Annotated in this window: 12 protein-coding genes; 5 read left to right on the plus strand and 7 right to left on the minus strand. The window is 35.5% G+C overall.

Annotated features, from left to right (window positions below; genetic code table 11):
• Window positions 1-217: 217 nt before the first annotated feature.
• Window positions 218-1,030, plus strand: a complete 813-nt coding sequence (locus GMB86_RS04105; protein WP_155217101.1) for a hypothetical protein — start codon at window positions 218-220, stop codon at window positions 1,028-1,030.
• A gap of 228 nt (window positions 1,031-1,258) precedes the next feature.
• On the plus strand, window positions 1,259-1,924 hold the full coding sequence (locus GMB86_RS04110) for a DUF2642 domain-containing protein (protein ID WP_155217103.1): 666 nt from the start codon (window positions 1,259-1,261) through the stop codon (window positions 1,922-1,924).
• A 114-nt stretch (window positions 1,925-2,038) separates the two neighbouring features.
• Here the strand turns inward: GMB86_RS04110 and GMB86_RS04115 are convergent, their stop codons facing one another.
• The 4 genes from GMB86_RS04115 to GMB86_RS04130 form a co-directional block, all read right to left on the minus strand.
• Window positions 2,039-3,391, minus strand: a complete 1,353-nt coding sequence (locus tag GMB86_RS04115; protein ID WP_155217105.1) for an arsenic transporter — start codon at window positions 3,389-3,391, stop codon at window positions 2,039-2,041.
• 509 nt (window positions 3,392-3,900) lie between these two features.
• The gene (locus GMB86_RS04120; protein ID WP_155217107.1) at window positions 3,901-4,989 is read right to left on the minus strand and encodes a CotH kinase family protein; all 1,089 of its coding nucleotides are present in this window, start codon (window positions 4,987-4,989) and stop codon (window positions 3,901-3,903) included.
• A gap of 299 nt (window positions 4,990-5,288) precedes the next feature.
• Complete coding sequence (gene deoD, locus GMB86_RS04125) at window positions 5,289-5,996, minus strand: purine-nucleoside phosphorylase (RefSeq protein ID WP_155217109.1); 708 nt, start codon at window positions 5,994-5,996, stop codon at window positions 5,289-5,291.
• A gap of 96 nt (window positions 5,997-6,092) precedes the next feature.
• Entirely contained in the window at window positions 6,093-7,046 is a 954-nt protein-coding gene (locus tag GMB86_RS04130) for an L-lactate dehydrogenase (protein WP_155217111.1), read from the minus strand.
• Window positions 7,047-7,585: 539 nt separating this feature from the next.
• Here GMB86_RS04130 and GMB86_RS04135 point away from each other — a divergent pair.
• Window positions 7,586-8,494: a cation diffusion facilitator family transporter gene (locus tag GMB86_RS04135; protein WP_155217113.1), complete on the plus strand. Its 909-nt coding sequence runs from the start codon at window positions 7,586-7,588 to the stop codon at window positions 8,492-8,494.
• 46 nt (window positions 8,495-8,540) lie between these two features.
• On the opposite strand, the gene GMB86_RS04140 is transcribed toward GMB86_RS04135, so the two are convergent.
• Window positions 8,541-8,870, minus strand: coding sequence for a thioredoxin family protein (locus GMB86_RS04140; RefSeq protein WP_155217114.1), 330 nt, complete (start codon window positions 8,868-8,870; stop codon window positions 8,541-8,543).
• A gap of 158 nt (window positions 8,871-9,028) precedes the next feature.
• Between GMB86_RS04140 and GMB86_RS04145 the strand changes: the two genes are divergently transcribed.
• Window positions 9,029-9,373, plus strand: coding sequence for an iron-sulfur cluster biosynthesis family protein (locus GMB86_RS04145; RefSeq protein WP_196220120.1), 345 nt, complete (start codon window positions 9,029-9,031; stop codon window positions 9,371-9,373).
• Between the two features lie 52 nt (window positions 9,374-9,425).
• On the opposite strand, the gene GMB86_RS04150 is transcribed toward GMB86_RS04145, so the two are convergent.
• Complete coding sequence (locus GMB86_RS04150; RefSeq protein ID WP_155217118.1) at window positions 9,426-10,337, minus strand: aldo/keto reductase; 912 nt, start codon at window positions 10,335-10,337, stop codon at window positions 9,426-9,428.
• Between the two features lie 194 nt (window positions 10,338-10,531).
• On the minus strand, window positions 10,532-10,876 hold the full coding sequence (locus tag GMB86_RS04155; RefSeq protein WP_155217120.1) for a hypothetical protein: 345 nt from the start codon (window positions 10,874-10,876) through the stop codon (window positions 10,532-10,534).
• A gap of 172 nt (window positions 10,877-11,048) precedes the next feature.
• On the opposite strand from GMB86_RS04155, the gene GMB86_RS04160 reads away from it, so the two are divergent.
• On the plus strand, window positions 11,049-11,609 hold the full coding sequence (locus tag GMB86_RS04160; RefSeq protein ID WP_155217122.1) for a DNA-3-methyladenine glycosylase I: 561 nt from the start codon (window positions 11,049-11,051) through the stop codon (window positions 11,607-11,609).
• Window positions 11,610-11,684: the final 75 nt, after the last annotated feature.

Below are 11,684 nucleotides of genomic sequence, written 5' to 3' on the forward strand. Positions count from 1 at the left end.
AATCAAGGAAACGGGTTTTGTACTGAAAAAAATTATGAGTTTTATAGACATATAAGAGTGTTACTAACTTAAGTATAAATCTCTATGGACTAGTATCTTTGATTGAAATAACTATTTTACATTTATTGATAAATCTAACTATACCACTATCTCGTCAAGATACATATGATGTTGCTATAAAAGCTTGATAAATTAACTCTTAAAGGGAGGAAAAATAGTGTTTAACGATATTTCTATTGAATTATTGGAAGGATTAATTGGATCAAATGTTAAAGTGAATCTTGGCGGACCTGAGTCAAAAACGGGTGTTTTATTAGCTGTTGAAGACGATTATTTAGTATTAGATACAAAAGAAGGCGTTGTATACTACCAATTAGAACACATTAAAGGCGTTGTTATCGACTCAAAAGGTGAACCAAGCTTGCGTTCTGAAAGAGTCACTTTCATTGATGTTCATCACTTTTCTGACCTACTAGAAAAGTTAATTCGGACAAAAGTGAAAATAAACCGAGGTGGCCCTGAAAGTATTGAAGGGGTTTTAACATCTGTGTCCAATAATAATATTGAACTTATTGTCAACGATGAAATTATGTTCATTTCAATCTACCACATAAGAAGTGTTAGCCGAGTATTAAAAGGTAAAGACTCTGATAGTGGTAATAAATCATCAGGTAAGTCTTCTGGCAAGTCATCAGGCAAGTCATCGGGTAAGTCATCGGGAAATTCTTCTGATAAATCATCAGGTAAGTCTTCTTGCAAATCATCAGGTAAGTCATCGGGAAATTCTTATGGCAAGTCATCATGTAAGTCATCAGGCAATTCTTCATGTAAATCATCAGGCAAATCGTCAGGCAAGTCATCAGGCAAGTCATCAGGTAAATCTACTGGTAAATCATCCGGAAATAAAAACTCGAGCAACCGAGACATGTGGAATGCGATGAATAAAGCTAGTAAATCAGGTACGACTAAGTATATGAACAATGACCCTTATGAAGGTAGTCGCCCTTTAGGACAATTTTTCAAACTATAAAGAAAAATTGATATTTAATAAAGTTAAAAGTGACCAATCATAAATGCCTTTGGTATGATTCGTTACTAGAATCGTCACGGCCATATATGATTTGTTACGCTTAGTCCAATCAGAGTCAATACGTCCAAACACATGATATTCATGTTTAGGCCTATTGACTTTCTTACTACCTGTCCTTGTTAACAATAAATTTACTACCATAGAATTTTATGCAGGAAGGAGGATACAATGATAGAAATAAAAAAATCTATTGGACAATTTGTTCATTTACATTTGTTAGGTAATGCGGTATTAAAAGGAACGTTGATAGACGTAGGTTCCGATCTTATTGTGATTTTTAATGGAGTAGATTTTATCTATTTACCTCTCAATCATATTGATATAATTGATTTTAGCAATGAAGATGATGAAGATATCGTATTCCCTAAGGATGTTCCCATAGGTGACAGAGACGAAACCTTGTCCTTACGAAAAGTCTTAAATAATGCAAGGGGGACTCTATCTGAGGTATATATTTCTAATGATAAATCACTTCATGGTTATGTCTCCAATGTTATGAACGATTACTTTGTTTTCACAACTCCTGTTTACAGAGAGGTACTCATTCCATTGCAACATTTGAAACGTCTTATTCCTTACCATCAAAATGAAAAGATTTATGATTTAACAGATGGAGTATTTCCACTTAAACCTACCACTCAGTCCTATGCACGAACTTTTGAGCAACAATGTAAAAAATACGTCAATCAACTGGTTGTGTTTGATTTAGACAATGCCCCACATAAAATAGGAAAAATTACCAAAGTTGAAAATGCTCAAATTGAGTGTGTTATAGCAAGAAATAAGACCATTTATTTAAATTTCAATCATGTCAAATCTATTCATCTGCCTTGATCGTTTAATGAGCCAAGATAGCTTATAAAAATCTTGGCTTATTTTTTTACATAATTTTTAGAGTTCATTAACTAATAAGCTCTAAACATGTAAATTTTAACGATTTGATTCTATCTAGTATATGAATTGAATCCAATAATACAAGAGTAGTAAGGTGACAAATGTTGATAGAGGAATAACAATCATTGTGACGCTTAAATAATCTTTCCATGTGACTTTAATTTTCTTTTCTCTTAAAATGTGCATCCAAATAAGTGAGGCAAGAGTCCCTACTGGTAATAATAAGGATCCCATATCACTTCCTATGATATTGGCAAGGTAGATGGTCTTTAATGTGATTGGATCAAGTCCCATGGATGTTATCGTAATGGTGCCAACCATCAAGGCTGGATGGTTGTTAAAGATGTTTGATAGAATGGAAATTAATCCGCCCATAATAAAGCTTGCGTGGAATAAACTATAATTAATAATGGGCTCGCATAATGATACAAGGATTGTGGTCAGTCCTGCGTTGTTTAAACCATATATAATAACATACATTGAAAAAGCAAAGATAAGAATATGCCATGGCGTTTTCTTGAAGATATCAACAGGATTTGTGCGTAAATGATACCATCTCCATATGAGTAAGGTCATTGATCCTAGTACGGCAACGATTTCAATGGGGATAGAGAAGTATGATGCTACAAAGATAAGGCAACGAATGACTAATACAAATGCCAAGACTTTGAACATAAATTGCGTTCGTTTACGTTTTGTTTCGACTGAGATGTGACCTTTTAGAGGATGAAATTGATTTGTAAAAAAAATTTCTTCAAGATCATAAGAAGCCGGCGGTAAAGTTTTAGGAAGTTTGTGTTTTAGTAAGAGATACATTAGAAAAGACATGAAGAGTAATCCTAATGTTGCAGGTAAGAACATCATAACCGTATACATGTAAAGGGACATATCAACAATCTTTAATGCAATCAAATTGACTATATTACTGACTCCAATTGGCGTGCTAGATGCAGTAGCAATCAGAGCACCACTTAATAGATAAGGGATCTGTTGATGTGGTTTCAATCGAAGATTTTTTAGTAATAATATTAAAATGGGTGTTGTAATTAAGATGCTACCATCATTATTAAATAGAAAGGTCATCAAAAAACATAGAAGTTGAATATACCAATAGAGAAGGTGACCTGATCCCTTAGCTAGATCAGCTATTCGAGCAGCTGCCCAGTGGAAGAAACCAAAACTCTCTAGAATAACAGCCATGACAATCGTGGCAATAATGGTAATAGAGGCGCCACCTATCTTCGTTATGATATCAAGAATATCATCAACGGAAACAATTCCGGTTAATAAAATAATACTAGCACCTATTGATGTCGGCCACGCTTCGTTTATACCTTTTGGGCGCCAGAAAATAAATAACAACGTCATTACAAAAATAAAGATCATCATCCCAATGTTGAAATTCATGATGATTCTCCTTTCAAGTGAAAATACCCTAACAATATCGTTTTAAAAAAGGAGGAAAAATAGGAGTTACTGGGATGTCCTGTTGTAACACCACCTTTCCTAAGTGTAGTAGCACGTAGTCTATGCGACTATTTTCATACGGGTTCATGCACTTTTTTGATGAAGATCTTGAGGTATTAAAAGAAGTGCTTTTAAAAAACTCCTACGCTTTTAAAGCAGAAGCTTTAAAATTCATGATTACTGAAATCACATCTAAGAACTGACTTAGTGGGTATATGCATGTCCTTTCTTATACTATATTTATATTCATTTATGCCGATCAATGGATTAGATAGAAAACTATTTTTTAAAATATGTTTGTTTATCTCTCACGTATAAAAATGAATAGATGTTGAATAACTAGTAATGTTTTAATAGGTATGTATAAAGCTATGTAATGCATTAACCTATTACATAGCTTTTTATAGATAATAGATGGAGTTTTTTGTCAATCTCAGGCTTTATATTAGTTAGTCTAGATCTGATAAATGATTGATTAGATAGTTGCGCCGGTCCTTTATATAGTCGAATATGACAGATGGTTCTTGATCAAATTGATCTAAATAATTTTTTAGATATGGATCGTCGTTTACATACTCAGCTAATAATTTGTGGAGAGTTTTAATCTTTGGAAAGAGATAATCCTTCGTGAAGGTGTCATTCAAGATGTTCTGGAGAATGGTTTTGTATTGCTTGCGAAATGAAGAAATATCCAATAAACGAGCGGTAAGAGTGTTATAACCAACAATCGGAATACAATCATAGTCCATTATTTTTCCGTTAATATCTCGCCCCCACGTTGCATCATAATCCCAAGGAATAATTTCAAAAAGGCCGGTTTTGGGTTGTCTGTATAAGGCATAGTTATGAATAAATCCATCATAATTCTGGGTGCACACCACACCAGCTAACCATGACAAATAGGTATCAACGTCTATTAAATTGGAAATTTCTTTTTCGAATGTAGACGTGGGTAATGTATTAATTTGATAGATAAATTTTTTTAGTAACGCATCGTCTGATCGATCACCCTCTTTTCTTGAATAACCAGACATGAAGGATGTTTTCGTATCTTTTTTTATAGGGCTTATTAAGGAAAAATTAGCATTGTCATTTTCTGCATAATAAATAGGTCCATACGGTAGATTTCGCCGTTTTAAAAAGTATTTGTCAACGGATTCAAGTTGTAGGTAAATACCTTGATAGATATCATTAATATATAGATTTACGTGATAAGAATCCGGAGACAAAACATCTAAATCTGAAAAAAAATCCAATGATAGTTTATTGCGGATCAATGATTTATCCATAAATTCGGCATTCAAGTGAACTTCTTTCACACCTAGTTCGGCTTCTTCAAAAATAATAGTAAAGGACTTTTTCTTGAATTTTCGAACATGTGAACCTCGGTACTTTATTCCAATAGGGTATGATAAATCATCGATAAACAAGGTTGCTTCTATCGGTGTTTCATGCCACATGTCTCGGTTTTTTAATAATGATAAATTCTCGGTAGACATCTTTATGTTGTAAGTTTTAATATCATAATTTTGACTCATTGGTTCCCCAACCCCCTTAAATTTTTGTGACAAAATAAATAATCTGATCGAATCTATTTAATAAAATGTCTCTGCTTTCGGAATTTACAAAAAATGTTTCAACAGCCTTTGAACATTACAATATTATGGTTATGCTAAATTCTATTACTTTGCCAGTGCCTTTCTTAAATTGGGTATTTTGGAATTTGTTTAGAGAGGAGGGCGGATGAGAGGATATAAAAAGGCATTCAGTATAGTTACTGAATGCCTAAGTGATTTGTATAATGTAAGTGACCACCAGTGGGGGAAGTTTCACTTTATTATTGTTTAATTGCTGTTTCGAGGGCCATGATGATCATATCATTGAAGGTGGTTTGGCGTTCTTCAGCCGTTGTATCTTCATTAGAGAAGAGGTGATCACTTACGGTTAGAATCGTCAAAGCATTGACCCCATATTTACTAGCTAATGTGTAAAGAGCCGTCGTTTCCATTTCTACAGCGAGAACACCATAATCGGCTAATTTCTTAAATACTTCTTTATCATCCCGATAAAAGACATCAGCGGTCAAAACGTTGCCAGCACGAATTTTTAGTCCCTTTTCTGTACCAATATCATAGGCTGTTTTCAGCAAATCGAAGTTTGCTGTTGGGGCAAAATCAAAACCCGGGAAGGTAAGATGATTGATGTTTGAATCGGTTGTGGCTGTCATTGCCAAAATAACATCCCTTACGTGCACATCAAGCTGCAAGCCGCCGCATGTGCCCACACGAATAAGGTTTTTAACACCATAGTCACGAATCAGTTCGTTCGTGTAAATGGAGATAGATGGAACACCCATACCCGTTCCTTGAACAGAAATTCGTTCTCCTTTGTAGGTTCCTGTAAATCCGAGCATTCCTCGGACATTGTTATAGCACGTCGCATCTTCTAAAAATGTTTCAGCAATATACTTTGCACGAAGGGGGTCACCCGGTAAAAGAATCGTTTCGGCAATCTCACCTTGTTTTGCTTCAATATGTACGCTCATATTAACCTCCTTTAATTATCCAAGCCTATTAAATCTATTTTACCATTTTTTTATTCTTTAATGTGTCCTCTTCCCTTTTAAAAAGAATCAATCAGTCTACTTTGAAACTTTTAGCTCGGAAATGTAGTTTTTTATCACTTGGCTTGAAGCTACGAATTCACTGTTTTCTTTATCCGTTAATTGAAGAGATAAGATGCGTTCTACACCGCATCTACCAATAACGGCTGGGACACCAATAGACAGATCATCAAAGCCATATTCTCCATCAAGAATGCAAGAAGCAGGAGTAACCGACTTTGCATCTTCTAAGATACTCTTAGCAAAATAAGCAAGAACGTTACCTATACCGAATTGAGTACATCCTTTACGAATATGAATATCCCAGCCTAATCTCCGTGTTTTTTCAACAATCGCATGACGATCAAGTTTTATCCCTGTTTCCTTCTCAAATACATCGAGTGGTTGTCCCCCGATTGTCACGTGTGACCAAACACCAAATTGAGAATCGCCGTGTTCACCTAATGTATAGCCTTGGATCGTTTCGGGGTTAATATTTTTGATTTCTTGTGAAATTAAACGTCTAAATCTTGCACTATCGAGTGCAGTTCCAGTTCCGACGACTTGGTTCCGGGGGAGACCGGAGAGAGTCCATGTTAAGTAAGTGATGATATCACATGGATTGGTTGCCACGACATAGATACCAGCGAACCCCAATTTTCTTAAATTTGGTACAACATCTTGTATGATGGTTGCGGATTCTTGTAATAGCTCTAGACGTGAACTTGATGGAATAGTGGAAGGATCGGCCACGCTTACTAAAAGTATGTCACAAGAGGCGGCTTCTTCTAAATTGGCAGTCTTGACGTAGGTTCTAGATGTATTGAATTCAATACTATCTAAGTAGTCCATTGCTTCACCTTCTGCACGTTTCTCATCACAATCGATAAGAAGGAGCTCGTCTGCTATGTTATTATGTAAAATAGCGGTGGCTGCTGCCGTTCCAACATTTCCAACACCAATAATTCCTATTTTTCGCTTTTTTGTTTCCATGAAACTATTCCCCTTTTCAATCAAGTATTATTCAGTTTGATCTTTATCCCGCCTTAACGGCAAGTAAAGACCCCCACTTCAAGATTCTGAGAATTCAAAGAAGATAGGTGGGGGATCAACTGCCCTTTAAGGTCCGATTGGTTCAGCTAACCATCAGTGGAGGATGAAGAAAACCCCCACTGATGGAAGTTTCTCTTTATTTTACCTTGACTTAATGCAAGTTACAATATTTTCACAACATTTTAAATTACAATAAATTGCTACTTACATTGTCCGTTTCGTCGCATTTAGCTCCAATAGGATCGTTTTAATTGACATCAATTTAATCTTATCGAAATAATAGGAAAGACAGAGTGGTAAATCATTGACATTCAAAAAAGAATTCTCATATTATATACATGAACACATATTCATATGTTGTTTTTGGTAGTTCACACTAAAATGTGAGTAGTTACTTTTAAATCCTATCCCTAGCGGAGAAGAATATAGTCCTTAGGATGTTTTGTCACGGTAAGGGGGAGAGGAGGAGCAAGACGGAAATGGATCATCATCATCACCATCATCATGAAGAAAACAAGAGAGTATTATGGGTAAGTTTCTTACTTATTGTCTTCTTTATGATTCTGGAAGCTTTTGGAGGTTTTATTAGTCACAGTCTGACGCTATTGTCTGATGCTGGACATATGCTGAGTGATGCCATCTCTCTTGGTTTAAGTTTATTAGCCATCATTATTGGTAGTAGGAAGGCAACAGAAGCGAAAACATATGGGTACAAACGGTTTGAAATATTAGTCGCTTTATTTAATGGCGTGTCACTCCTTGTTATTTCAATACTCATTATTATCGAGGCGTGTCAACGCTTTATTCATCCTGAATCTGTGAAAAGTATGACCATGCTATGGATAGCTATAACGGGTGCCGTGGTCAATGTTCTCGTGGCTTATATTTTGTTAAAAGGAGATACGAGTGGCAACTTAAATATTAGAAGTGCGCTTGTCCATGTCATTGGTGATTTATTAGGATCTTTAGGTGCCATTATGGCTGCCATAATCATTTACTTTACTGGATGGGGGTTTGTGGACGCTTTAGCAAGCATATTAGTTTCATTATTAATTGTAAAAAGTGCCTGGTTTGTCATTAGAGAGGCAACAAATATCTTAATGGAAGGCACGCCAGACTATATTGATTTAAAGAAACTAAGGAATGAATTGGAAAGCATTGATGGTGTGTGTGGTTTACATGACTTGCACATTTGGATGATATCAAATGAATTTCCATCGTTTAGTTGCCATATAATCGCAAAATCTGAGGCAGATCGAGATTCTATTCTTACAAAAGCAAACCACATCTTATCTCATCATTTTTCTGTCGATCATACGACAATACAAATAGAAAGTGAAACATACCATCAATGTTGTAACGAAACAAAGCATGATTCTATTGGATAAATAAAAGGGTAGAACAAGATCATGTCTCTGTTCTACCCTTTAATTCTTATTTAACGGCAAGTTTATCAACGCCATCAAGATAATGACGAACATCTTCAGGTGTTTTTGCATTTGCACTGTGAAGATGCGCTATTTTTTGACCATTTTTAAAAGCTAAGAGACTCGGAATGCCCATGACTTCATATTTTTCTGCAAGTTCTGGAAAATTATCTCTATTAACATCAAACCATTCAAAATTATAATCTTTAATAATGTCATCAATAAACATATCTAGACGTTTACAATCAGGGCACCAGCCAGCCTGAAATTTAACGATGATGGTATCTGGACTTTGAATGACTTCTTCAAATTTTTCATTTGTTTCAATTGATATCATTGAGAAACATCTCCTCGGGTAGATTTGTAAAGTAAGTATACCAAATATTTTTCAACTAACACAATAACTTGCTCCTCATACGTCTAAAACAGGATATTACCGTTTAACCTTAGGGTATGATAAAGTAACAATATAACATAATACGAGGAGGAATGAGTGTGCATATCACATGGACAGAGCAGGCTCAAAACAAGATTCATGATATCATCAAGCAGCATCCAAATGGCCATTTCGTATTGAACTATGATCGGGAAGGGTGTGGATGCTCAGATGATGGTATTTATACTTTAGGTTTTACAGATGAACCCATTCAAAATGAAGTTCAAATTGATACGAATAGCGTACCCATCTATGTCATGTCCTATAATCAAGTCTATTTAGATAATGAGATGACGATTGATTATGATGAAAAAACAAAAAGTTTTGATTTGAAAAGTTTGAATCAAATTATGAATCAAACCATGTCTTGTGTCATTGATATAAAAAGTAAAGCCTCCAATTAGTTATTAAACTGGAGGCTTTTTCTATGTTCTGACGGTTAAGGCGAGTGTAAGGTTAGCGGTGAGCAGTATAGACATTAGCTTTAGTCATTTGTTGTATAGCTTTAATTTCCTCACTTGTTAATGGTGGGAATTCTGAGGCGTGGATATTAGCTAACAACTGACTTTCTTTACTAGCGCCTGGTATGGCGACAGCCACAGCGGGATGTGTGAGGACGTAGCGGATGGCAAGCTCTGATAGAGAACGTTCTTTAGCGACATCCTTTTTTAATTGAGTAATGATTGTTGCAAGATCCTCTTTGCTATAATCTAAATAACCTTGATCGGAAACTTTTGTTAGACCATGATCAGATAGAAGTCCTTTAGCAACGGGTCCTCTTGCAATCACACTGATTTGATGGTCATGTAGAAGATCCAGTACAGTTTCTTCAGGCCTGCGATCTAATATACTATATTGCATCATGACACTGACAATGGAAGATTTTTTAATATATTCCCGAATCACATTTGGACGAATAGAACTAATGCCATAATACCGAATAACCCCTTCAGCTTTAAGCTCTTCAAAAGCTTCAATCGTTTCGTCTATCGGATCATCTAATGTCCCGCCATGTAATTGATAAAGATCGATATAATCCACATTTAAGCGGCGAAGACTTTGTTTCACCGCATCTTTTATGTAGGCTTTTGAAGGATCCCAAAACCAATCTTCTTTTCCTTCTTCCCAGTGATTCCCTACTTTTGTCGCAAGAATCACTTGGTCACGTTTTCCTTTTAAAGCTTTTCCAATCGTCGTTTCATTGCGTCCAAAATAGTACAGATCAGCCGTATCAATAAAGTTGATACCTTGATCAAGGGCTTTATCAACAAGGTATGTGACATCTTTTTCATTTTCTGGTAATGACATCGCCCCAAGTCCAACTTCGCTTACATATAAATCAGATTTACCTAATCTATTTTTTTTCAATATGATATCCTCCTCGTATAGTTTGATTTTCAGTGTAAATGAACGCCCGTAATTCATTCTAAAAACTTCTAGTATACCCTAATTTCATTATAAACAAATGCAAATGAGATGGGAAACTGAACGCATTATGTGGGGTTAAACCAGATTTTTGAACGCTTTGTTTAATGGAACGTGTTAATCATCACGCAGGACGATTAATTCAGAAGATACGTTTCAAGTCGTTTTTGTACCCATTGTTTTGCAAAGATGTGATGGTAGTGGATGTGGTGTTGCCATCCGCGAACATAAATTTCATAATTCAGAATCCCGTTTTTTTTATACCTTATTTTATTTTCGAAAATCAACTGTTTTGTGTGACGAATATCAATTGAAACAGCTCTGATCGCTTGGTCAAATACCTCTCCATAAACGTCATAAAAAGACAGACAACATTCTTCAATCACTTGTTTATCTCGTTCAAGAACCTGACGTACAATAGGAAGGAGAATAAACCGATTAATTAATTGTTCTTCAGCTGGTGTTAAAAGAATGGATGGCATTTTATCACCTCATATACATTCATTATATACGAATGTATATTCGATTAGTACTGGAAAAAGAATGTATGTTCGTTTATAATTAAGAAAACAGTCGTTTAGAGATGGCGGTAGTTATAAAGTATCATGACCATAAATGAAAGGTCTTTTATATGAACGATAAGGGGAATTTGACATGAATCGATGTGATTGGGTTACAGAAGATCCTCTATATATCAGCTACCATGATCATGAGTGGGGTGTGCCCGAATATGATCGGCTTAAACTATTTGAGATGCTTTGTCTTGAAGGGATGCAAGCTGGGCTGAGTTGGATCACCATTTTAAAAAGAAGAGAATCGTATCGTGAGGCTTTTGATCATTTTAAGCCAGAACTGATATCGCGGTATGATGAAATGAAAGTGGAAACATTAATGCAGAATCCAGGAATTATTCGCCATCGCGGAAAAATTGAAGCAATTATTACAAATGCTAAAGCTTTTCTAGAAATTGAAAAAGAAGAACCTTTTAATGCATTTATTTGGCGGTTTGTTGGTGGGAAACCCGTTGTTCACCATTTTGAGTCATTAAGTGAAGTACCCAGTTCAAGTCCAATTTCAAAAGAAATGAGTAAAGTATTGAAGAAAAAAGGATTTAAATTTGTAGGTGAAACCATTTGTTACGCCTTCATGCAAGCCACAGGGATGGTCAATGATCATTTAACGACATGTGATTGTTATAAAAAAGCCATTGATTGAAAGTCTGAACCAATCGGGGTCATGCGGCAGTTATCCCCCACCTAGGTATGCTTGTTTACACTCATGACCTTGAGG

It is taken from the genome of Terrilactibacillus tamarindi, assembly GCF_009718825.1.
Lineage (GTDB): Bacteria > Bacillota > Bacilli > Bacillales > Sporolactobacillaceae > Terrilactibacillus > Terrilactibacillus tamarindi.

What these genes read in the sequence shown, in the direction of transcription:
- GMB86_RS04140 (WP_155217114.1), bottom strand. Translation starts at nt 8,870, where the DNA reads ATGATATCAATTGAAACAAATGAAAAATTTGAAGAAGTCATTCAAAGT.
- GMB86_RS04160 (WP_155217122.1), top strand. Translation starts at nt 11,049, where the DNA reads ATGAATCGATGTGATTGGGTTACAGAAGATCCTCTATATATCAGCTAC.
- GMB86_RS04155 (WP_155217120.1), bottom strand. Translation starts at nt 10,876, where the DNA reads ATGCCATCCATTCTTTTAACACCAGCTGAAGAACAATTAATTAATCGG.
- GMB86_RS04135 (WP_155217113.1), top strand. Translation starts at nt 7,586, where the DNA reads ATGGATCATCATCATCACCATCATCATGAAGAAAACAAGAGAGTATTA.
- GMB86_RS04130 (WP_155217111.1), bottom strand. Translation starts at nt 7,046, where the DNA reads ATGGAAACAAAAAAGCGAAAAATAGGAATTATTGGTGTTGGAAATGTT.
- GMB86_RS04110 (WP_155217103.1), top strand. Translation starts at nt 1,259, where the DNA reads ATGATAGAAATAAAAAAATCTATTGGACAATTTGTTCATTTACATTTG.
- GMB86_RS04115 (WP_155217105.1), bottom strand. Translation starts at nt 3,391, where the DNA reads ATGAATTTCAACATTGGGATGATGATCTTTATTTTTGTAATGACGTTG.
- GMB86_RS04120 (WP_155217107.1), bottom strand. Translation starts at nt 4,989, where the DNA reads ATGAGTCAAAATTATGATATTAAAACTTACAACATAAAGATGTCTACC.
- deoD (WP_155217109.1), bottom strand. Translation starts at nt 5,996, where the DNA reads ATGAGCGTACATATTGAAGCAAAACAAGGTGAGATTGCCGAAACGATT.